Genomic DNA, 21286 nt, shown 5'->3' on the forward strand with positions numbered 1-21286 from the left:
GCGTCCCGGGAAGCACGGGGTGACCTCGTGGCAAAGGCCGTTTTCCGGGAGGAGTGACACGGCCGCGTCGGGCATGAGGGCGGGAAGAGTGCAACGCCGCCCGGAACGGCCCTTCTTCGTTCTCGCTGTCCTCGGAAACCCGGCCTGTTCCGGAACCTGAAGTCGGTTGCCCGGAGGCTTCGTTGCGCTCCGGGCAACCACAGCCGCACCGAACCCCCGGGCGGCAGCGCCGAGGTCGTGGTGGTCGCCGGCCGGTGGGCTCTACTGGTGATCGAGCTGCATCGCCTTCGTGGCAGTCGTCTGCCTGGCGGTGGCGGCCAGGTAGGTGACGCGGAGGGTGCCGGTGACGTGTTCGCGGTCGACGAGGACGTCGACGCCGTAGACCGACCTGATCAGGTCCGGGGTCAGCACGGTCTCCGGGTCGCCCGCGGCGGCCACCTGCCCGTGGTCGAGGACGATGACGTGGTCGCAGTAACGGGCGGCGAGGTTGAGATCGTGGAGGGCCACGACGCAGGTGACGTCCAGTGATGTCAGCAGATCGAGGAGTTCGAGCTGGTGGCGGATGTCGAGGTGGTTGGTGGGTTCGTCGAGCAGGATCTCCCGGGGCTCCTGGGCGAGGGCGCGGGCGAGTTGGGTGCGCTGCCTCTCCCCTCCCGAGAGGGTGTGCCAGCTCTGGTGCTGCTTGTCGGCGATCTCGGTGCGTTCGAGCGCTGCGTCGACGATCCCCCGGTCGCGCTCGCTCAGCGCGCCGAAACGGCCCCGGAAGGGGGTGCGGCCGAGTTCCACGACCTGGCGGACGTTGACGTGGTGGTGGGCGGACACGTCCTGTTCGACGACGGCCAGCCGTCGGGCCAGCACCCGTCGGCCGAGTTCGCGCAGGCCCGTGTCGTCGTAGCGGACGGTTCCGGTGTCGGGGCGGCGCAGTCCGGCGAGGAGCCGCAGCAGTGTGGACTTGCCCGAGCCGTTGGGGCCGAGGAGGCCGACGACCTTCCCGTCGTGGGCCGCCATCTCGATGCCGTCCAGCAGCCGGTGGCCTTTGACAGACCAGGAGAGCCGGGTGGTGGTGATACGACCCATCAGGACTCCAGACGCTTCAGGACCAGCGCGAACGCGGGCGCGCCGAGAAGCGCGGTGATGACGCCGGCGGGCAGTTCGTGGGGCGCGAACGCCGTCCGCGCGAACACGTCCACCCAGATGAGGAAGACGGCGCCGACGATCGCGGACAGGGGCAGCAGGGTGCGGTGCATCGGGCCCGTCAGGATGCGAACGCCATGCGGGATGAGCAGCCCGATGAAGCCGATCGCGCCGGAGGCCGCCACGGCGGCGGACGTGATGACCGCGGTCAGCACCATCAGCCAGATGCGGGCCGCGGTGACGTTGATGCCCAGGGCGGCGGCGGAGTCCCACCCGAACGTGAAGGCGTCGAGGGCGGGCGCGAAGAACTGCACGGCGACCACCCCGACCAGGATGATCACGACGGTGACGGTCACCCCCTCCCACCGGGCGCCCCCGAGGGTGCCGAGGAGCCAGTAGGTGAAGCCGCGGGTGGAGTTCGCGTCGCCGCTGACCATGAGCACGACCGAGGTGACCCCGGCGAAGAACTGGGACACGAGTACGCCGGTCAGCACCACCCGGGAAGGGCTGGCGACGCGCCCCCCGCCGAGCAGAAGGAGCAGCAGGGCGAAGGAGACCAGGCCGCCGACGAAGGCCCCGGTCGAGAGAGAGATGCTTCCGCCGATGCCCAGCAGGAGTACGGCGACCGCGCCGGTGGAGGCACCTGAGGAGACTCCCAGCAGATAGGGGTCGGCCAGGGGGTTCCTGGTGACCGCTTGCAGGACCGCGCCCGAGACCGCCAGGGCCATGCCGATGGCCACGGCCAGCAGCACCCGCGGGAAGCGGGACTCCCAGATCAGTGCGTCGAGGAGTCCCGGCAGTGGAGGAGTGGGGGCGATGCCGCCCAGACCGATGTGCCGGAGGATCGTGGAGACCACGTCCAGGGGCCGGATGTCGGCGCTCCCGAACAGCGACGCGGTGACGATCGACACCAGGAGCCCTGCGACGGCCAGAAGATGGAGCGCCACGGTCGAGGCGCGCCGCCGGCGCACCGGAACCTCGTCACCTCTGGTGGTCGGCTCTCCGGTGCGCGCGGCGGTCGTGTGTGAACTCGTCGTCATGATGTCGACAGGTCACCCGAGCTTGTTCAGGCCGTCGACGAGCGCGGGAACCGCGGACGCGCTTCCGTAGCCGGGATCCATGTGACTGCCGGGGATGGTGACGAACCGATCGCCCTTCACGGCCGCGAGCCTGCTGGTGAGCGGGTCCTTCTTGAGGAGGTCGATCTTCTCCTCGGCGGTGTCGTTGGGTTCGCCCCGGGTCAGGTCGGCCAGGATGATGACATCCGGATTCCGCGCGGCGACCTCGTCCCAACTCACCTCGGCCCACTTGGTCTTGGCGTCGGCGAAGATGTTCTCGACCCCGACGAGCTGCGAGATGTGCTGCGGCAGGCCCCCGGGGCCCGCCGCCCACGGGGTGCCCTCGTAGGTGGAGTAGAACCACATGACCTTCAGCGGCTTGTCCCGCTTCTCGACGGCGCCCACCGCCTTGTCCACCACGGCCTGCTGCTCGGCCGCCAGCTTCTCTCCGGCCTCGGGCACGCCCATGATCTTGCCGAGCCGGCGGTACTCCTCGAACAACATCGTGAAGTCCGCGTTCGCCACGCTCTCGTGGTACGTGCAGTCGAACTCGGTCAGGTAGGTGGGAACGCCCAGGTCGTGGAACTGCTTGCGTTCGCCGGACTGCTCCTTGGTGAACATGCTCGCGAAGGAGCCGTACACGAAGTCCGGCTGTGCCTCCAGCAGCTTCTCGTGCTTGATCTCCGCCCCGGGCGCGGACAGGACCGGAATCCTCTCGTACTGCTCGGCGATCGCGTCCGGCGTCTTCTCGACCTCGTAGCCCGACCCGACGATCCGGTCCCCCACCCCCAGGTGGATGAGGATCTCGGCGGCGGTCTGGTTCAGGGTGACGACCTTCTTCGGCGCGGCCTTGTAGGTCACGTCGGTACCGCAGTTCCTCAGGGTGAACGGGTAGGCCGTCGCGCTCTTTCCGGACTTCGCGTCCTGACCGCGGGCATCGGTGGACGAGTCCGTGGCACACCCCGTGGCCGAGAGAGCCGCCAGGGCCGTACCTATTATGGTAATCGTTTTCGTTTTCATCTGCTGCAGAGTAGCAGGTCGGACGGGGGTGCCGAAGCCCTGTTCCCGCTGCCGACGAAAGCCCGGCGAACGCGGCCGAAGAGGCTTCCGCGCACGGGAGTTCGCCGCTCGGCGGCGGCCCGCAGCGGCGTCCGGGCACACCGGGACGGGGGTGCCCGACGGAGCCGGGGCGCGCGTCATGGACGCACGCCCCGGGGACCCGGCGCCCGGAGCGCGGGGTCCTGACGGTTCCGCCGGTGCGGGCGTTACCGCAGCATCGCGGCCAGCCGGTGGACGACCTGCTCGTCGAACAAGCCGTTGGCCGCCATCCAGTCGTCGTTGAACACGGTGTCCAGGTACTTGTCACCGCCGTCGCAGACCAGCACGACGATGGTGGTCCCGGGCCCCGCGCCCTGCGCCTGCTCCAGGGCCTTGTAGACCACGCCGCCCGCCGAACCGCCGATCAGGATGCCGAAGTTCCTGGCCAGGTAGCGGCAGGTCTCGAAGGCTTCCGAGTCACTGACCTTGAGGCCCTGGTCGAACAGTTCGTACTCGACGACGCCGCCGATCTCCGAGCCTTCGGGCGTACCGGTCCCGGACTGGTGGTAGGGCGCGCCCTTGCCACCGAAGACGACGGACCCCACCGGCTCGACACCGATGATCTTCAGATCCGGGATGCGTTCCCGCAGGACGCGGCCCGTGCCGCAGAGCGAACCACCGGTGCCGACGGCCCCGTACAGGTAGTGGATGTCGTCACCCAGGTCGTCGTGCAGTTCGCGGGCGAGCGGCCGGTAGCCGTTGGGGTTCCCCTGGTTGCGGTGCTGCGCGGTCCAGTACGCGCCGTGCTCGGCCGCGAGCCGCTCGGCCACGGTGTCGCGTTCGGCGGTGGCGAGCCCGTCCTCGTCCCCGGCGACGTTGAGGATGTCGGCCCCGTAGGCGAGCATGCCCCGCAACTTGTCCGTACTGGAGTGGTTGTCCACCACGGCGGTGAACTTGTATCCGCGTTCGGCGGCGATGAGCGCCAGGCCGAGCCCGGTGTTGCCGGAGGTGGACTCGACCAGCCACCCGCCGGGGGCGAGCAGCCCCGCCGCCTCCGCCTCGTCCACCATGTTCCTGGCCATCCGGATCTTGGCGGTACCGGTGGGGTTGTACTGCTCCATCTTCAGCACGACGGTGGCCGAACCGTCTGCAACCGACAGTCTGAGCATGGGCGTTCGCCCAATCAGGTCGGATACCCTGCTTTTGATCACGGCTTGTCCTTCGCGCAGATCTCCGTCAGACACCGCACGAAGACGTCGTTCTCCTCGGGGGTCGACAGTGAGGCTCGGATGTGGTTCTCGTATCCCGGCTCGCGCCACGCCTTGACGATGATTCCGGCGCGGTGCAGCTCCCGGGCGACCCGGTCGGAGCGGCAGCCGGTGTCGATGAACAGGAAGTTGGTCGAGGACGGGACCACGCGCAGTCCCGCGCCGCGCAACCGGTCGGTGACCCTGGCGATCTCCAGGCCGGTCCGGCGGACCGTGTTCGCCAGGTGCTCGTGGTCGCCCAGCGCTGCGATGGCGGCGTCCTGGGCCGGCTGGTTGACGTTGTACGGAGTACGGACCCGGTCCAGTGCCTGGATCAGGGCGGCATCGGAGGCGATGCCGTACCCGACCCGGAAGGCTGCCAGGCCGTAGGCCTTGGAGAAGGTGCGCAGCACGATCCACGGCCGGTTCTGCCCGCGCAGGGCCTCCAGGCCGTCGGGGTACTCCGGGTCGGGCCGGGCGAACTCGCCGTACGCCTCGTCGAGCACCAGCAGGGCCGACTCCGGGGTGCCGGCCACGACTTGCTCCAGTTGGCCGGCCCTGAGCATCGCTCCGGTGGGGTTGCACGGGTTGGCGAGGAAGACGAGCTTCGGGCCTGCGGCCAGCGCGTCGCGCCAGGCGGCCGCGTCGAACCCGAACTCGGCGGTGACCGGAACCTTTTCGACCCGGGCGCCCATGACACGCGGGAAGATCTCGTGCAGGCTGAAGCCGGGCGCCTGGGTGACCACCAGATCGCCGGGATCGAGGACGGCCTGGCACAGCAGCTCGAGGATGTTCTCCGAACCGTTGCCGAGGACGACGCGCTCGGCCGGTACGTCCAGGCTCTTTCCGATGGCCCCGGCCAGCCGCTTGCCGGTCGGGTCGGGATAGCGGGAGACGCCTCCGGCCAGGCCCAGGCGTACGGCTTCCGCGACCGCCGGGGAGATGGTGAACGGGCTCTCGTTGTTGGAGAGTTTGATGACGCGACCGGAGCCGCTGAGGGCCGCCACCTCGTCGGGGTCGGCGCCGGGATCGTAGCGGGGCAGGCCCGCCACCTCTCTGCGTATCAGTGAGGCCGAGGAGGCCGGTGCGAGGACGGGGTTCATGACGACTCCGGTTCCGGGACGGGTGCGCCGGACGTCTCCCGGTGGAGCCGGTCGACGCGGCGCAGGAAGGCGGCCAGGAGGATGACGGCGGTGGCCGCGAGGCCGATGGTCTGGCCGATCCAGACGCCCTCGACGCCCCCGTCGGCAGCCACCCCGAGCAGGTAGCCGGCGGGCAGCCCGATCAGCCAGTAGCCGACGAGGGAGATGCGGAACGGCCCGGCGGTGTCGCCGATACCGCGCAGGATGCCGTTGCCGATGTTCTGGGTGGCGTCGAAGACCTGCATGAGGGCCGCGATCAGCAGCCCGGTCACGGTGAGCGCGATGATGTCCGCGTTGCCGGCGTGCTCGGCCGAGATGAACAGGGACACGATCCGCTCCGGGATCGCCAGGTACCCGACGGCGATCACCAGCGTCGCGATCAGGCCCCAGGTCGTGCCCAGGAGTCCCATTCTGCGCGCTGCCGCATAGTCGTTGCCGCCGCCGGCCTCGCTGATGTGGATCGACGCCGCGTGGGACAGGCCGGCGGAGATCATGAAGACGATGTAGACGATCTGGTTCAGCACCGTCTGCGCGGCCAGGGCCTCGACGCCCAGGGAGCCGATGATCAGGGTGAGCACGCTGAAGAACCCGGCCTCCGAGGCATAGGTCCCCGAGATCGGCAGGCCGAGACGCCAGACGGACCGGACCGCGTCCCCGTCCCAGCGCCGTGCGTCGGGCGAGACGAGGTACGGCCGCAGGACGCCGTCGCGCAGGATCACAGCGACGAACGCCAGGAAGGACAGCAGGAACACCGTGACGGTCGCGATCGCGACGCCGACGAAGCCGAATGCGGGCAGGCCGAACCTGCCGTGGATGAGGACGTAGTTGAGGCCGATGGTGACACCGACCGACGCGATCGTGATGGCGAGGAGCGGCCCGGGGCGCTTGAGCCCGGTGGTGAAGTGCCGCAGGTTCTGGAACCACAGGCACGGCAGCATGCCCGGCGCCAGGACCAGCAGGAACTCGCCTGCCTTGTCGACCACCGTGGGGTCCTGCCCCAGCAGCACGAGCAGCGGGCCGATCAGCAGCAGCGCCGCACAGAACACCACACCGCAGACGGTCGCCCAGAAGAAGCCGGCGAACAGCAGGGCGCCGACGCGTTCCCGGTCGCCCTGCACCCGCGCCTCGGCCACCAGGTTGCCGACGCCGGTGACCAGACCCGTGCCGGTGGTGCGCAACTGGTTGAACAACGCGAGGGCCAGCCCCGCGGCGGCGATCTCCACCGCGCCGAGCCTGCCCAGCATCACGATGTCCACCGTGGTCAGCGCGACATGGGCGAAGTTGGTCAGGATCAACGGCAACGCGAGCTTGAGCAGCGCCCGCGAGTTTCCGACCCACCGGCCGACGCCGGTCTCTGTCGCATAGGTCGTGCCGTTCGTTCGGGTACTGCTCACCAGAAGTCGACCTTTTCCCCGCGCTCGCTCGCCAGCGCGAGATCGGCTATGTACCGGCCCAGCGCGGCGTCGGTGACCGCCATACCGCTGTTGTAGGCGAAGACCACGTCGTCCGGATGGCGTCGGGCGGGTGCCCGGCCGAGCAGGACGTCCGGCAGCTGGGCGTCCACCGACGGCAGGCTGCCGTCCTCGCCGCGCAGGTCGTCGCAGGTGGCGTGCATCTGGACGGTGTCGGTGGCGATCCGGTGGTCCGCGCCGTGGCACACGTCTGCGTGCACGCCGTACCCGAGCAGTACGGCGACCGAGCCCGGCTTCATCCAGTCGCGCCGGACCTCCTGCGTGGCGGAGAGGCCGGCGGCGCCGATCACGATGTCCGCCTCCCCTGCGGCTTCCCGGAGATCCGTGACGATTTCCACCTCGCGGCCGTCGACGCTGTCCTGGACGGCGCGCAGACCCTCGGGATAGGTGCCGAACACCTGCAACCGCTCCAGCTTCGGCAGAGCCGCTACCAGCATCGGCAGTGCCGCCTGCCCCTGGACGCCGGTGCCGACGACCAGGGCGCTGCGTGCGTCCGGGCATGCCTCGCGGGCGAAGAGCGCGGTGGTGGCCGAGGACCGCAACGGGCCGAGCTTCACCACGTCCATCAGCGCGATGGGCGCACCGGTGGCGTCGTCGACGAGGAAGACGAACGAGTGGAACCGGTAACTGTCCCGGGTGCGGCGCGGGTCGAACTCGTAGACGGCCTTGAAGCAGACGGTGCCGCTGCCGGCGTCCCTGGCCACCATCGAATAGCTCAGCGAGTGATGGTCGGGATCGTCGATGATCGTCTTGACCGGGTTGTTCGAGCCGCCTTCGCGCAATGCGCGGTAGGCCTTCTCGACGACCTCGATCACCTGCCGGTGGTCGAGGTCCAGCCCTTCTTGCTGGGACTGCGGCAGGAGCCACAACTTCCCGGGTGGGGCGTAGCCCTGTGACATGCGAGGTCACTCCTTCGTTGGGGGTCGCATCGGATTCGTTCGGGTCGCGTCAGATGCCGTCCAGGCGCCAGCGCGGTGGGGCGGTGCCGTCACCGAGCCGGACGACGGCCTTCAACGGCAGTGCGGCGTCGTGGAACGGCGATTCGTTGGAGTCCATCTGGTAGCCGGCGGTGTTGAGGTAGACCAGGTGGTCACCGCGCCGTACGGGCCGCGGGAAGCCGATCTTCCGCCAGGTCACCAGGTCGCTTTCCAGACAGGTCGAGCCCGCGACGCAGGCCGGGAACGTCGCGTCGGCGGTGGGCCGGGCTGACATCAGCAGCGGGTCGGGGAGGTAGTCGCTGCTGAACCACTGCTCGGAGAGGCTGAAGCTGCTGCCCGCGACGGTGACGATCGCGTAGCCGTCGGTGTCCCGCCGGTCGTCTACCTGCTGAACCCGGTACATGGTGAATCCGGCCTGGTCCAACAGGGCCCGGCCGGGCTCGACGACGAACCGGACGCCGACGCGTTCCGCCTTCGCCGCCAGGCTCTCGCCACCGCCGACCGGATGCCTCATGATCGCGCGCACTGCCCGGTCGGCGGGCTCTCCGCCGTACGGATAGAAGTCGTTGAAGTCCTTGGCCGCGTGGTAATGGGCCGGGTCGTTCTGCTCCAGGAACTCGTCCCAGAGCCGGGGCTCGACATAGCGAACCGGCAACCCGCCGCCGATGTCGACCAGTTCCGCGGAGTGTGAGCCACGCCGCCGGGCGTCGAGGCAGTGCTCGATCATCTCGTTCGCCGTCGTCGCGCGTTCCGCGGTGGAGTAGCCGTTCAGGTGGAAGGAGAATCCCCGGAGGCTGATGTCATCGGCGAGTTCCGCGCACAGACCGACGGCGGTCTCACGCTCGGCGGCGGACATCCCGAAGCGGCTTCCCGGTTGGCCGGCCGTCCGGGATCTCAGCAGCACGGTGGCCTGCCGCCGCGCGAGCCGTGCCGTTGCCGCAAGCCGACGGAGTTCACTGATCGAGTCGACGGCCACCAGGCAGCCGTGCTGGACGGCGAGGGTGTGCAGCGTGTCGTCCTTCTCCGGGCCGGATATCCCTATCCGGTGTCCCGGCACTCCGCCTGCCAGGGCCTTGACCAGTTCGGGGGTGCTGGCGGCGTCGATTCCGACACCCAGGGCGGCGGCCGACCTCACGTAGCAGTCGGCCTTGTTCGCCTTCTTGGCGAACAGGATGTCGGCGGTGGCGCCCGCCTCGGCGAACGCCCGGCGGAGTGCGACGACGTTCTCCTCGAAGATCTCGGGCAGCACGATGTGCAGCGGTGACCCCAGGCCGTCCAGGAGGTCGGCCAGCAGGGCCCGGTGATCCGTCAGGAGCGAGGAGACCATGGGATGCCGGAGTGCGGTGAGCGCGAAGGGCCGGACTCCGGCCGTCGGGCGCTCCAGCCGCTGTCGCGAGATGAGCACCCCGTACTTCTATACGATGATGATACTCATTTTCAATAGGAGTCCATGGCGAGCGCCTGGCCCACCTGCACATAAAGGGCGAAACAGATGCACTTCGGCATCAGGGGACGCGGACGTCGGGACTCTGACGGTGGCCGCAGCCACGTCGCAGACCGACCCGGCGTGACAGCTCGCCCCCACTGTGGCCCACATGCTTGCCGACGCCGCCGAGCAGCGGCGGCTGACGAGGCAGGGACCAAGGCGCCGACCCGACCGTGTGCCCGACGAGGCCGAGCGGCAGCCGGGCCGTCAGGACGTGGCTGCCGACACGGATATCGTGATGCCTCCTTCGAACAATCGGAGACGACGTGAACGAACCCAACGGGTCGGTGAGACACCTGAGGGTCGACGCTTCCGGCCCCCACGGGGCGGACCCCGGCACCGGCCGCCCCGCTCCGGCGTCCGTTCTCACCGCAGGCGCGGCCTCGGTACTGGTCGTCGCCGGACTGGCCTGGAACGCGGGCGCAGCCGACTGGCTCACCCATCCCGGTTTCCGGGCCTGGCAGACGATCTGTGTCGCCATCACCGTTCAGGCTCTTCCGTTCCTCATCCTGGGCACACTGATCTCCGGGGCGGTCAACGCCTTCGTTCCTGCGCATGTGTTCGGCAAGGTGCTCCCGCGCAACCCCGCCCTCGCGGTACCGGTGGCCGGCGCCGCCGGGATCGTGCTGCCGGGCTGCGAGTGCGCCTCGGTGCCTGTTGCCGCAAGTCTGATCCGGCGGGGTGTGACGCCGGCGGCCGCCCTCGCGTTCCTCCTGTCCGCGCCTGCGGTCAACCCGGTCGTGCTGGCCTCGACCGCCGTCGCCTTCCCGGGCAACCCGGAAATGGTCGCCGCCCGGCTCGTCGCCTCGCTCGCCGTCTCCGTCGCGATGGGCTGGCTGTGGCTGAAGCTCGGGCGATCGGAGTGGCTGCGGATGCCGGCCCGGCACACCGGGCACCAGCACGGGCACAGCCGCTGGGAGGAGTTCCGGCTCGGCTTCCAGCACGACTTCCTGCACGCCGGTGGTTTCCTGGTACTCGGCGCCATGGCCGCGGCCACGTTCAACATCGCCGTGCCGCGGTCGCTCCTGGACACCTTCTCGGCATCGCCCTGGATGTCGGTCCTGTTCCTCGCCGCGCTCGCGATCGTCCTCGCCGTCTGCTCGGAGGCCGACGCCTTCGTCGCAGCCTCACTGACCGGCTTCTCGCCCACCGCCCGCCTGGCCTTCATGGTGGTCGGGCCCATGGTCGACGTGAAGCTCATCGCCTTGCAGGCAGGGACGTTCGGACGGTCCTTCGCCCTCCGGTTCTCGGCGGCCACCGCCGTCGTCGCCGTCGTGTGCAGTGTCCTCGTCGGGTGGTGGCTCCTGTGAGACGCACCTTCCAGCCGCTGCTGCTCCTGCTGACCGGCGCCGGGGTCCTGCGGGTGTCCCTGTTCAGCGACATCGGCCTGCGCTATGTGAAGGAGGAGCTGCAGCCCTTCCTGGTGGCGTCCGGGATCGTCCTCTGCGCACTGGGAGCGATCGGCGCCCGGCACGACGGGCTTCCCGTCCCCTCACGTCCTCGGCACGACGGCCCGCGCGCCGACCCCGCCCCGGAGTCGGCGCACGGCCACCACCACACCCACGGGCCTCGCATCGCCTGGCTTCTGCTGCCGCCCGCGCTCGCCCTCCTCCTCTTCGCCCCGCCGGCCCTGGGCTCGTACAGCGCGACACGCGACAATCCGAAGATCGTCGAGGACTACGAGCACTTCGAGCCGCTTCCCGCCCACGACCCCGTCCCCCTTTCGCTGACCGAGTTCATCGCGCGAGTGCAGCAGCAGGAACAGCAGAACCTCAAGGGCCGCACCGTCCTCCTGCAGGGCTTCGCCACTCCCGGCGAGAACGGGACCTGGGATCTCACCCGGCTCCTCTTCTCCTGCTGCGCCGCCGACGCGCAGTCGCTGTCCGTCACGATGCACGGTGCGAAGGCGCCGCCTGCCGACAGTTGGGTCAGGGTGACCGGAACCTGGCATCCGAGCGGCACCCTGGGCACCACGTCCGCAGCGCCGGCCCTCGACGTCACCTCCGTCCGGGGAATCCCGGAGCCGGCGATGCCGTACCTCGACCGGGCCCCTTCCGCCGGCTGAGAGAGCGCACGCACCGCGGGTGAGGCCACCGGCTCGGCGCGCACCGCGGTGGACGACTCGGAGCGACGGGGGCGACCTCAGCCCTGCGTCTCCGACCGGTGTCGCCCTGGCGCTGATCTGCGGGACAGGACTCCTTTTTGATAATGGCTACCATTTTCATGTAACGTGCGGCGCAGTCCACCTCGCCCAGGAGAACGCCATGGCCGTACCCAAGCGGAAGATGTCCCGCAGCAACACCCGCCACCGCCGCGCCCAGTGGAAGGCCACCGCGCCGCAACTGGTACTGATCACCGTCGACGGCGCCAGCCACCTCGTACCCCAGCGCCTGGCCAAGGCCTACGAGCGCGGACTACTGCGCCCGGAAGGCTGAGCGGTGCAGCACGACCGACTTCCCGTGACCGTTCTGTCCGGTTTCCTCGGAGCGGGCAAGACAACATTGCTCAATCACGTTCTGAGCAACCGCGAGGGCCTGCGCGTCGCGGTCATCGTCAACGACATGAGCGAGATCAACATCGACGCCGCGCTCGTACGCGGCGGCGAGGCGGCCCTGTCGCGGACCGAGGAACGCCTGGTCGAGATGACCAACGGGTGCATCTGCTGCACCCTGCGCGACGACCTGCTGGAGGAGGTGGACCGGCTCGCCCGCGAGGACCGATTCGACTACCTCCTCATCGAGTCCAGCGGCATCTCCGAGCCGATGCCCGTGGCAGCCACTTTCGCGTTCCCTCGCGACGACGGAGCCACCCTCGGCGACCTGGCCCGCCTGGACACCATGGTCACGCTCGTCGACGCCGCCAACTTCCTGCCGGAACTGGAAGGCGGGGACGGGCTCGCCGAACGCGGACTCGACCAGTACGAGGACGACGAACGCACCGTCAGCGACCTGTTGATGGACCAGATCGAGTTCGCCGATGTGATCGTGCTCAACAAGCTGGACCTCGTCGACGAGGAGCAGGGCGCGCGGCTTCGCGCTACGCTCACCCGTCTCAACCCGGTAGCCCGGATCGTGACCGCCACCCACGGACGCGTGGCCCTCCAGGATGTGCTCGGCACAGGGCTGTTCGACCTGGAACGTGCCCAACAGGCGCCCGGCTGGGTCATGGAGCTCAACGGCGATCATGTGCCGGAGACCGATGAGTACGGCATCTCCAGCACCGTCTTCCGTTCCGCCCGGCCGTTCCACCCCGGCCGCCTGTGGACGTTCGTCACCGAAGGGCTCGACAGCGGAGCCTACGGTCAGGTGCTGCGTTCCAAGGGCTTCTTCCGGCTCGCGAGCCGGCTGCTGGTCACCGGCCTGTGGTCGCAGGCCGGATCGGTCGCCCGCTTCGAGCCGTCCGGCACCCACGACAGGGATACGCCCGAAGGCCAGGAGCTCGTCTTCATCGGCACCGGACTGCGCCCGGACGCCCTGCACACCGCACTCACCGACTGCCTCCTGGCGGAGGGGGAGGCGCCGCCGACCGACGACCCGTTCCCCGCCTGGGACACCTACGGCATCGGCGGGGACACCTGCGAGCACGAGCACGCACATCCCGAACTCGTGGCTCAGAGCTGAGAACTCCGGGTTGGGCAGTGGTCGCAGCCACGGCACTGCCCAACCCGGTACATCGCCCGCATCCCACCGGAGACGGAAGGCGCGTGGCAGCACGATCCACCGAATCCGGCACGGCTGTAGGCGCTTGGTACTACAGCCGCAGATGGTGATCTTTGTGTCTGGTTCGCGGCCTGTTGGTGGTAACTCACGGTCCACCGCCGCGTGTCCGCGGCGGCATGCGCAGACGAGGTACACGACGCCCTGGGCGTTCTCGATCCTCCCGGCGGTGCCGGTGCAATGGCGCCGGACGCCGACGGTGCGCGTGCCCTTCTTCACATCCTTGCCGGCGGGCAGGGATTGCGCCGTGGCCTGCGGCCACCGCATGTCTTCAGTCTCCACACACCGATGATCACCGGTGGCCTCGCCCATCTTCACCGTCCCCCGGACAACGGAACCTGCGGTTCTGGCTGCGACCCCCCGCGCAATCCTCGGTGATGCCATGGGTTGATCACTCCTCATCCGGCGTGGCGGCTGCGGCACATCGCAAAGGACTCACGGACCTGGCCTGCGAACCTCCCGGGCTCTGCGCGTGGACCGTGCGCGGGACCCGGGCCGTACGCCCCGGCCGGTGGGGATCGGAAAGCCGCGAGTCCCACGTCCCCCGCCGCCGAGCGCGCCTTGCGCCGGTGCAGGTTCCGGCGAGCCCGCCGCCGGGCGAGGTGCCACCGTCCGTACCGGCGACACGGCCACATCGAGCCCACCTCAGCGTCGACCGGCGCGCCGAGAGCCGAGGACGGCGGGCGCTCGCAGAGGGCCGGAACCGCCCCCGGGGCAGCCCTGGCCGTGACCCCGCCGGGTCACGGCCAGGAGTACCGCCCACTACGAGCGCGGCACGGTCACCAGGACGACTTGGTGACCCCAGGGAGGAACCCGGCATGAGCCTGCTCACGCATGCGGACACGTGACAGGCCGAACTTGCGCAGGTGGCCGCGCGGCCGCCCGTCCACGCTGTCCCGGTTGCGCACCCGGGTCGCGCTCGCGTCGCGGGGCTGGCGCCGGAGTTCCTCCACGGCCGCCCGTCGTTCGGCCTCGGTGGAGGACGGGCGGCGGATGATCTCCTTCAGCTCCGCACGGCGGGCCGCGTAACGCTCGACGGTCGCCTTGCGCTTCTCGTTCTGGGCGATCTTGCTCTTCTTGGCCATCAGACCTTCACTCCCCGGGCGCGGATACGGGCCACAGCGGCCTCGATGCCGATGCTGTCGATGGTCTTGATCGCCTTGGCGCTGAGCGTCAGCCGGACGTACCGGCCCTCACTCGGCAGCCAGTAGCGCTTGCGCTGGATGTTGGGGTCGAACCGGCGCGAGGTGCGCCGGTGCGAGTGGGAGATGGTGTTGCCGAAGCCCGGCTTCGCGCCGGTCAGCTGACAGTGGGCGGACAAGGTTCTCTGCTTCCTCTCGACGGACAACTAGTTTTTGGTAATGGAAACCATTCCCATATAGTACCCGTCATGGCACGCAACGAGGTACGCCCGATCATCAAGCTCCGCTCCACCGCCGGAACCGGCTACACGTACGTCACCCGCAAGAACCGCCGCAACGACCCCGACCGCATGGTCCTGCGCAAGTACGACCCCATCGCCCGGCGCCACGTCGACTTCCGCGAGGAACGCTGACCCCCCGCCGCCACACCCTGCTGACCCCGACCTGAAGGACGTCCCATGAAGCCCGGAATCCACCCCGCGTACGGTCCCGTCGTCTTCCGCGACCGCGCGGCGAACCACGCGTTCCTCACCCGCTCCACCATGACCAGCGACAAGACCATCGACTGGGAGGACGGCAACACCTACCCCGTCGTCGACGTCGAGATCTCCAACGTGAGCCACCCCTTCTACACGGGGACCGCCCGCGTCCTGGACACCGCCGGGCGGGTCGAGCGGTTCGAGCGCCGCTACGGCCGACGCGGAGCCCTCTGATGCGGCACGAAGGCGCACTGCCCGTCGTCATCGTCTGCGGGCTCCACTCCGAGGCCCGCCGGGAGGTCGTGGACCGGCTGCTCCACACCGTCCCCGGCAGCGTCGCACTGCACCACGACCTGTCCACGGCCGCCGAACACGGCACCGTCCTGCGCCAGGTACGCGACGCCTCCGGCGAGTTGTCCCGTGGCGACACCCCGCTGGTCAACGACTGCGCGTGCTGCGCGCTGCGCGAGGACCTGGTCCCCGAGCTGGAACGGCTCGCCGACGCCGGCCTCACCCGTCTCGCCGTCGTCGAACTGTGGGACTCCGTCGAACCCAAGGCGATGACCGAGGTCGTCGCCGCCCACGGCGGGGACGCGATCCGCGTCACCAACGTGTTCACGGCCGTCGACCCCGCCCTCGTGCTCCCCTACCTCGCCAACGGCGACGACCTGGCCGAAGTCGGTCTCGCCGCCGCCACCACCGACCAGCGCACGGTCGGCGACACCTGGGCCCGTCAGCTGGAGTACGCGCCCGTGCTCGCTCTCGTCGACAGCGAGGAGGCCGACGACGAGGACCGCGCACTCCTTGCCCAACTCCACCCGACTGCCCGCAGGGTGACCGCCGGCTCCGGTGAAGTCGCCGGGCTGGCCTTCGCCGGCTTCGACGTGGAAGCGGCGGCCGCCGCTCAGCACCCGGCCTGCGCCCTACTGCCCCAGGAGGCGGACGAAGCGGGAGTCGCCACCCTCGTCTGGCACTGCCGCCGCCCCTTCCACCCCGAACGCCTCTACCAGGCACTGGAAGACCTCTGCTGCGCCGCCGCGCGCAGTCGGGGGCGGTTCTGGCTCGCCGACCGCCCCGACACCCTGCTCGCCTGGGACGCCGCCGGCGGAGCCCTGTGTGTGGAGAACGCCGGCCCGTGGCTGGCTTCCCTGCCGGACGCCGCCTGGGATCTGGTCCCGCCCGTGCGCCGAGCCGCTGCCGCACTGGACTGGCACCCGGAGCACGGCGACCGCTGCCAGCACCTGGTCTTCACCTCCCCCGGCCTCGACCGCGACGGGCTCGTACAAGTCCTCGAGTCCTGCCTGCTCACCGACGCCGAGTACGCCGCAGGGCCCGAGGCATGGGAGCAGCTTCCGGCCGCGTTCGACACTCTCCTCGACCACGTCGCATAGGCCCCCGGCCGCGCAACAGCCCGGCCCGCAACCCATCACGGAAGGAATACGCATGGCCCGCCGCCAAGACCCCCGCAAGCCGCTCAAGTCCCGCCCCAATCCCCTGGACACGGCTGGGATCACCTACATCGACTACAAGGACACCGATCTGCTGCGCAGGTTCATCTCCGACCGCGGCAAGATCCGCAGCCGCCGGGTCACCCGCGTCACGGCCCAGCAGCAGCGCCAACTGGCCGCAGCGATCAAGAACGCCCGCGAGATGGCGTTGCTCCCGTACGCGAGCCGGTAGGGTTCCCGCGGCGCGGATGGCGGGAGGTGGGGCGCCACCACCGTGCCCCACCTCTCGACCGCAGACGTTCGCCCAGGTCTTGCGCAATGCGCCCGGCACTCCCCCGCCGTTTCCCAGGGCCACGAGGGGTACGGCGCGCCTCCGGACCTCGGTGTGACGGTCGCGAACGGTCCGGCGTGACCACGCCCCCTCCCGCTCGGTTCACATCGGCCCGCGATCAGGCGTCCGCCGCGGACTTCGAAGGGGTCCTACCACCAGCCCCAGGGGTGAGGACCCGCCGAGAGCCCGGTGTCACGACCCGAGCGGGAGGAGGCGTACTGGGCGGCGGCAGGCTCAGGCCGTCGCCACTCCGTCCAGCTTCCCGGACTTGGCGTCGTCGATCAGGTTGGAGAACTGATCGGCGCTCATCTGCACCCGCTGCCGAAGTCGTCCGTGAGAACGACGCGGCGGTCAGCCGGAGCGGCCGGGTCGATGAACAACTCGGGGCATCCGCAATTGCAGTTGCCGCAGAAGGTCGCCACCGGCTCGAGGCCGTGCAGCCCGTCGACGTCACTCATGGGTCCCACCCTTTCGCGCTCTCGGGGCGCCCACCGTGGTAGCCGCCCGGAACTGATCCCGGGACACATCCCGAGCCAACCGGGTGATTCCCCCTCCACCCGAAGCCGGCCATGACGCTGCAGGAGTCGGTCCAGGGCGCGTTCGGGTTCCCCCGCCGCTCCATGGTGTGCATCACATCAGCCGGACGCCCCCGACCGGCGTCACGGTGCCACGAGGCCGGGATCAGGACAGCCCCGGGACCGCTTCAGATCACCGGGAGGAACATCTCGGCCATACCCGGAGCCATCACCGCGTGACCGGCAGGGACCGGCGCGCCCTCGCTCCTCGTCGTCGGGTCGGACGCGCGGCGCGGCGCCGACCCGAGCCGGTCGAAGGCCAGGTGCGGCAGGCGCAGCCCGGTGCGACCCGGCACGACGGCGCTCCGCTGGGGCCGCGCCGCTCTCCCTGCCGTGCCGGCCACCGGGTCCGGCTCCGCTCGATGGCCGCCCGATCACGGGAAGTCCCGTCAGGCCGTGGCCGTTTCGGCCACTTCGTACCCCGCTTCCACGATCGCCGCACGCAGCAGCGCGTCGTCCAGGTCCGTACCGCCGACGGCGACCGAGCCCGCCGCGACGTCGACGTCCACCTCGTGCACACCGGGAACCTGGGAGACCTCCTCCGTGATGCTCGCCGCGCAGTGCCCGCAGCTCATGCCGGTGACGAGGTAGTGCTTCCGTGCCATGGCGCAGCTCCTGAGTGTCGGTAAGGCGTGCGTTCGCCTCGGAGTACGGACGCCCCGGCGTGTGTGTTCAATCCGGTGCCGTCCGTCTGTCGCTCGTCCTGACAGTCGTTCCGGAACCGGGTCCGGTTCCCTGCCGTGGCGTGTGCCACCCCGGCGGAGTACGCAGGCGGGGTGACCGTACCGCTCGGGTCCGCCCGGTGGTCCTGTGCTCCGGCACACTGATCCGGGGGCGGCCCAGCGAGTTCCCGGCCGGTCTCGACATCCCCCGCCCCACGGCCCTGCCCTTCCGTCCAGCGGAATCCCGTACCGACCAGGCACACCTCTCCCCCACGGGGCGACCCCGGAGGGGATTGAACTCTCCCCGGGGATGTGCTTAGTTCATTGCAGCCCGCCACAGCGAGCTCCGCCGGACCGGAACGCCGAGTCCTGCCACCGACCGACGGGAACAGCAGACGCGAAAGCGCCGCAGGCAGGAGCGGGGGACCCGAAGTCTTCCGCCAGACCGAAGACCGTAGGCAGCGCAGCACGGACCAGGACACCGAAGCGCTGGGACGTTCGACGGTGTGGCTCGGGGTGAAGCCGAAGAGCCGCGGATCACGCGGCCCGGCCGGGCAACTCACGTCCGAACCCGACAGCTAACCTCGTAGGCATCGGTGAGGACGCACATCATGGGCAAGCCTGCCGTCAATTCCCGGAAGCCTGAACCTCGATCGCCCCGGCCGCGTGCGGCGGGCGAGGCATCGGCAGCGTCCGCCAGAGGCCGGACACCTGACCCTCGGCCGGATCTCGTACCCGGGGATCCCGACAACCACTGGAGTGTGCGGGCGGCGTGCCGGAACGTCGATCCCGACGCGCTGTTCGTCCGGGGCGCCGCGCAGAATTTCAGCAAGACCGTCTGCGCCGGCTGCACCGTACTCATGGAGTGCCTCGCCTACGCGCTCGACGAGCGCATCGAGCACGGCGTCTGGGGTGGTATGACCGAGCGCCAGCGCCGTGCGCTGCTGCGGCGCCGGCCGGAGGTGGCCTCCTGGCGACACCTGCTGGAGTCCGCTCGCGGGGATCACCGAACTCGGGCCGATGCGGCCCCCGGCACTTCGGCCTGACCCGAAGAGAGCGGGGCCCGGTTCCCGGTGCTTCCGGCGAAGCCGCCGGCACCGGGAACGGCCCCGACGGCGCCGGGTCGGCGGAGTGGCGTACCGGGCGTCGGCGCGGGGCGCCTTCGTCAGGAGGCGCTCGCCGCGGGGAGTGGTGACGCCCCGGTGCCCCCGACCGGCCGGGTCCCCCAGCGTTCGTCGCCCGCCCCGGAGCTCTCCTTGAGCACCAACGGCCGTTCCTCGTCGGAGGACGTGGTGACGGGGACGATGACCTGGTCGGATTGTGGCTTGGATTGGATCGCGCCGTTCTCACTGATGACGAACGTCATCCGCGATCGCTTCTCCGGGTCGTCGGACGTGCAGGGCCGGATCCCGACGACCGCGCTGTCTCCGCCGACCTTGAGGCAGTAGTCGGAGTCGGCCTCGTTGTGCAGGTGCCCGTCGGTGTCGTAGGTCCATCGTTGGGTCGCCCCGGAGCCGCACGGCGCGGCGACGGCACTGACACGTTTGTCCACCAGCTGGTTCTCCACGTCCAGGCACAGCCCGGTGGCCGCATGGACGATCTGGGAGGGCTCGCCGACAGGTACCGGCCCGGGGGCCTTCCGGCCCGGATCCGGAGTCGGACCGCCCGATGGGCTTCCGCCGGCGGAACGGGAGGGCGTGGAGGACGGGGACGGGTCGGCCGGACGGCTCGGCTGGGGGCGAACGAGACCGCTGACGTTCCAGCTCTCGGGCAGGACGTCGGAGGCGGCCACCGCGGCCACCGCGGCCACGGCGACCACCGCGGCCACGCCGCCGGCGACCTTGACGGTCCGGTGTCCCGAGCCGGAGCGATGAGCGGGCCCGCGACGGCCGGGACCGTTCGGGACCTCGCCGAGTGCGGCATCAACGTCCGGCTGGGTCGTCCGTCCGTCGGATCCGTGCGCAGTGCCCTGCTCGAGCGGCTTCGTCTCGGGCGTGCCGCGCGTCGGGACACGCTCGGTGTAGGCGACGCCGCCCCACATCAGCAGTCCCTCGGCCAGCAGTGACCGTGGACTCCCGGAAAGTCCGGTGAGTCCGGACAGCAGGGCCCCGCAGTCGACGCAAAGGGCCAGATGCGCGGACAAGTCCGGGTGCCGGTCGCCGCCCCGCGCCCGCGCGGCGGCTTCGACGAGGCGCCTGAACCCACGGCACTCCGCTGTGCCGCGCCGCGACAAGTGCTCCTGCACATAGGCGTCCCGCATGGCGACCTGCGCCTTGGCTGCGAGATCGGGGACGGCACCCGAGGTGGTGCCGAGGTGCGTGGCGACTTCGGAGTACGGCTCTTCGTCGACGACCGCGTACCACAGGGCGGACCGCAGCCGTTCCGGCAGCTGGTAGAAGGCACTGATCATGGCGTTGGGGGACGTGGATCCGCCGCCGGTGTCCGCCGTGCGCGCCCAGGCCAGGAAGTCGGGTCTCAGCCATTCCCGTCGGTCGTCCGCGGCCCAGCGGAGCGCGGCTTCGCCGACGTGCGTCAGCGCGTGATGACGCCAGGTCCCTGACGGATCGACGCCTTCACAGACTTCCTCCACCGCGCGGAAGAACGCCTCGTCGGCGAGCTGTCTGCCGGCCGGGGCGCTGACGGTGTGGAGCTGCGCGTAGCCGACGACGACGGGCAGGTGCCGCCGCTGCAGCTCCCGGACGGCAGGCCCTTCGGCCTCGGTACCGGAACGCAGGCGCTCGACGAGGTCGGCCTCCGAGAGGAGACGGAGGATCGCCCTTCCCCGGGGAATGAGTTCGTCTTCGGTGTCCGAACGGGTCATCGCAGGGCCTCGCTTCCTCGAATCGCCCACGCCGGGTGGGCAAGCGCCCACGGCACGAGAACGTCCTGGCGCGACCGGAGCCGCACCCGGCCCGATGGTGATCCCGCGGAGAGGGCACAACCTTCATACGGAGCCACCATGCGTACTGTTCAGCTTCACCCGGTCTGTCAATCGGACGGCCCTGTCCCGCAGCCCCGGGAAGGGACCGAATGCAGGCCGGCTCTTCCCGGTGCGGTGACTGCTGCCTCGGACTCCGTCGCGGTCGCGGGTGGGCGCCGGCTCCCTTGCGAACTGCCCGTTACCGGTCCTCGGACAGTGACGAGGAGACGAGCCGGGACGGGCTTCGTCCCAGCCGCGTCGGGCGGTCGATCCGGTCCTGCGTCGGCAGCCCGGCAGCACGTTCGTCGCGGCGCGGCTGTCGGCCGGCCCGGAAACGGACTCCACGTTCCGCGCTCCGCCACCACGGGGCAATGCGCCCCGGAGCAGGGGGCAACGCGCCGGCCGGGGGGGGGGGGGCCGCGGCCCGAAGCGGGAGGTGTCTGGCCGTGGGGAGCGGTGGGAATAAAAGGAGGGGGGGGTATTGGGGGGGCGTGGGGT

At 70.3% G+C, this 21286-nt stretch carries 22 protein-coding genes, 2 pseudogenes and 1 riboswitch; of the genes and pseudogenes, 9 read left to right on the top strand and 15 right to left on the bottom strand.

Features of this window, described 5'->3' with window-relative positions:
- Positions 1 to 261 precede the first annotated feature (261 nt).
- The 8 genes from AB0J10_RS03165 to AB0J10_RS03200 form a co-directional block, all read right to left on the bottom strand.
- Positions 262 to 1077, bottom strand: a complete 816-nt coding sequence (locus AB0J10_RS03165; RefSeq protein WP_363057218.1) for an ABC transporter ATP-binding protein — start codon at positions 1075 to 1077, stop codon at positions 262 to 264.
- Positions 1077 to 2174: an iron chelate uptake ABC transporter family permease subunit gene (locus AB0J10_RS03170; protein ID WP_363057220.1), complete on the bottom strand. Its 1098-nt coding sequence runs from the start codon at positions 2172 to 2174 to the stop codon at positions 1077 to 1079. The genes AB0J10_RS03165 and AB0J10_RS03170 overlap by 1 nt, the downstream gene beginning before the upstream one ends.
- Positions 2175 to 2186: 12 nt before the next feature.
- Positions 2187 to 3212: an ABC transporter substrate-binding protein gene (locus tag AB0J10_RS03175; protein WP_363057222.1), complete on the bottom strand. Its 1026-nt coding sequence runs from the start codon at positions 3210 to 3212 to the stop codon at positions 2187 to 2189.
- 245 nt (positions 3213 to 3457) lie between these two features.
- On the bottom strand, positions 3458 to 4474 hold the full coding sequence (locus AB0J10_RS03180; RefSeq protein ID WP_363057224.1) for a cysteine synthase family protein: 1017 nt from the start codon (positions 4472 to 4474) through the stop codon (positions 3458 to 3460).
- A complete protein-coding gene (hisC, locus tag AB0J10_RS03185; RefSeq protein WP_363057226.1) occupies positions 4438 to 5580 on the bottom strand; it encodes a histidinol-phosphate transaminase in 1143 nt (380 codons plus the stop codon). Before hisC ends, AB0J10_RS03180 begins: the two co-directional genes overlap by 37 nt.
- Positions 5577 to 7013 (bottom strand): MATE family efflux transporter, encoded by a 1437-nt coding sequence (locus AB0J10_RS03190; RefSeq protein WP_363057228.1) that lies wholly within the window; start codon positions 7011 to 7013, stop codon positions 5577 to 5579. Before AB0J10_RS03190 ends, hisC begins: the two co-directional genes overlap by 4 nt.
- Complete coding sequence (locus AB0J10_RS03195) at positions 7010 to 7990, bottom strand: ornithine cyclodeaminase (protein ID WP_363057230.1); 981 nt, start codon at positions 7988 to 7990, stop codon at positions 7010 to 7012. Before AB0J10_RS03195 ends, AB0J10_RS03190 begins: the two co-directional genes overlap by 4 nt.
- 49 nt (positions 7991 to 8039) lie before the next feature.
- Positions 8040 to 9434 carry an alanine racemase gene (locus tag AB0J10_RS03200; RefSeq protein ID WP_363057232.1) on the bottom strand — a complete coding sequence of 465 codons (1395 nt, stop codon included), beginning with the start codon at positions 9432 to 9434 and terminating at the stop codon, positions 8040 to 8042.
- Positions 9435 to 9781: 347 nt separating this feature from the next.
- On the opposite strand from AB0J10_RS03200, the gene AB0J10_RS03205 reads away from it, so the two are divergent.
- The 4 genes from AB0J10_RS03205 to AB0J10_RS03220 all read left to right on the top strand — a co-directional run bounded on the left by AB0J10_RS03205 (position 9782) and on the right by AB0J10_RS03220 (position 13135).
- Positions 9782 to 10825 carry a permease gene (locus tag AB0J10_RS03205; RefSeq protein ID WP_363057234.1) on the top strand — a complete coding sequence of 348 codons (1044 nt, stop codon included), beginning with the start codon at positions 9782 to 9784 and terminating at the stop codon, positions 10823 to 10825.
- A complete protein-coding gene (locus AB0J10_RS03210) occupies positions 10822 to 11580 on the top strand; it encodes a TIGR03943 family protein (protein WP_363057236.1) in 759 nt (252 codons plus the stop codon). Before AB0J10_RS03205 ends, AB0J10_RS03210 begins: the two co-directional genes overlap by 4 nt.
- 199 nt (positions 11581 to 11779) lie before the next feature.
- The gene (gene rpmF, locus AB0J10_RS03215) at positions 11780 to 11950 is read left to right on the top strand and encodes a 50S ribosomal protein L32 (protein ID WP_363057238.1); all 171 of its coding nucleotides are present in this window, start codon (positions 11780 to 11782) and stop codon (positions 11948 to 11950) included.
- A gap of 3 nt (positions 11951 to 11953) precedes the next feature.
- A complete protein-coding gene (locus tag AB0J10_RS03220) occupies positions 11954 to 13135 on the top strand; it encodes a GTP-binding protein (RefSeq protein WP_363057240.1) in 1182 nt (393 codons plus the stop codon).
- Between the two features lie 180 nt (positions 13136 to 13315).
- Here the strand turns inward: AB0J10_RS03220 and AB0J10_RS03225 are convergent.
- The 3 genes and pseudogenes from AB0J10_RS03225 to rpmB form a co-directional block, all read right to left on the bottom strand.
- Positions 13316 to 13459: pseudogene (locus AB0J10_RS03225) on the bottom strand (IS701 family transposase); the annotation flags it as partial.
- A gap of 551 nt (positions 13460 to 14010) precedes the next feature.
- Positions 14011 to 14316, bottom strand: a complete 306-nt coding sequence (rpsN, locus tag AB0J10_RS03230) for a 30S ribosomal protein S14 (protein ID WP_363057242.1) — start codon at positions 14314 to 14316, stop codon at positions 14011 to 14013.
- Positions 14316 to 14552, bottom strand: a complete 237-nt coding sequence (gene rpmB / locus AB0J10_RS03235; protein WP_017947306.1) for a 50S ribosomal protein L28 — start codon at positions 14550 to 14552, stop codon at positions 14316 to 14318. The genes rpsN and rpmB overlap by 1 nt, the downstream gene beginning before the upstream one ends.
- A 69-nt stretch (positions 14553 to 14621) precedes the next feature.
- On the opposite strand from rpmB, the gene rpmG reads away from it, so the two are divergent.
- Genes rpmG through rpsR form a run of 4 tightly spaced genes read left to right on the top strand, consistent with a single transcriptional unit; the run spans position 14622 to position 16532 of the window.
- Positions 14622 to 14786: a 50S ribosomal protein L33 gene (gene rpmG, locus AB0J10_RS03240; RefSeq protein WP_129802794.1), complete on the top strand. Its 165-nt coding sequence runs from the start codon at positions 14622 to 14624 to the stop codon at positions 14784 to 14786.
- Positions 14787 to 14831: 45 nt separating this feature from the next.
- Entirely contained in the window at positions 14832 to 15086 is a 255-nt protein-coding gene (locus AB0J10_RS03245; RefSeq protein WP_363057245.1) for a type B 50S ribosomal protein L31, read from the top strand.
- The gene (locus tag AB0J10_RS03250; RefSeq protein ID WP_363057247.1) at positions 15086 to 16243 is read left to right on the top strand and encodes a GTP-binding protein; all 1158 of its coding nucleotides are present in this window, start codon (positions 15086 to 15088) and stop codon (positions 16241 to 16243) included. Before AB0J10_RS03245 ends, AB0J10_RS03250 begins: the two co-directional genes overlap by 1 nt.
- 52 nt (positions 16244 to 16295) lie before the next feature.
- Positions 16296 to 16532: a 30S ribosomal protein S18 gene (rpsR, locus tag AB0J10_RS03255; RefSeq protein ID WP_363057249.1), complete on the top strand. Its 237-nt coding sequence runs from the start codon at positions 16296 to 16298 to the stop codon at positions 16530 to 16532.
- Between the two features lie 333 nt (positions 16533 to 16865).
- Here rpsR and AB0J10_RS03260 read toward each other — a convergent pair.
- The 3 genes and pseudogenes from AB0J10_RS03260 to AB0J10_RS03270 all read right to left on the bottom strand — a co-directional run bounded on the left by AB0J10_RS03260 (position 16866) and on the right by AB0J10_RS03270 (position 17811).
- Positions 16866 to 17089: pseudogene (locus AB0J10_RS03260) on the bottom strand (hypothetical protein).
- A 245-nt stretch (positions 17090 to 17334) separates the two neighbouring features.
- Positions 17335 to 17502, bottom strand: coding sequence for a hypothetical protein (locus AB0J10_RS03265; protein ID WP_363057251.1), 168 nt, complete (start codon positions 17500 to 17502; stop codon positions 17335 to 17337).
- 93 nt (positions 17503 to 17595) lie between these two features.
- Positions 17596 to 17811: a heavy-metal-associated domain-containing protein gene (locus tag AB0J10_RS03270; RefSeq protein ID WP_363057253.1), complete on the bottom strand. Its 216-nt coding sequence runs from the start codon at positions 17809 to 17811 to the stop codon at positions 17596 to 17598.
- Positions 17812 to 18262: 451 nt separating this feature from the next.
- Positions 18263 to 18476: riboswitch (cyclic di-AMP (ydaO/yuaA leader) on the top strand.
- Positions 18477 to 18629: 153 nt separating this feature from the next.
- On the opposite strand from AB0J10_RS03270, the gene AB0J10_RS03275 reads away from it, so the two are divergent.
- Positions 18630 to 18914, top strand: a complete 285-nt coding sequence (locus AB0J10_RS03275) for a WhiB family transcriptional regulator (protein ID WP_363057255.1) — start codon at positions 18630 to 18632, stop codon at positions 18912 to 18914.
- 119 nt (positions 18915 to 19033) lie between these two features.
- Here the strand turns inward: AB0J10_RS03275 and AB0J10_RS03280 are convergent, their stop codons facing one another.
- The gene (locus AB0J10_RS03280) at positions 19034 to 20689 is read right to left on the bottom strand and encodes a ricin-type beta-trefoil lectin domain protein (RefSeq protein WP_363057257.1); all 1656 of its coding nucleotides are present in this window, start codon (positions 20687 to 20689) and stop codon (positions 19034 to 19036) included.
- Between the last annotated feature and the right edge of the window lie 597 nt (positions 20690 to 21286).

The sequence above is a fragment of the Streptomyces sp. NPDC049887 genome, from assembly GCF_040656535.1.
Classification (GTDB): domain Bacteria; phylum Actinomycetota; class Actinomycetes; order Streptomycetales; family Streptomycetaceae; genus Streptomyces.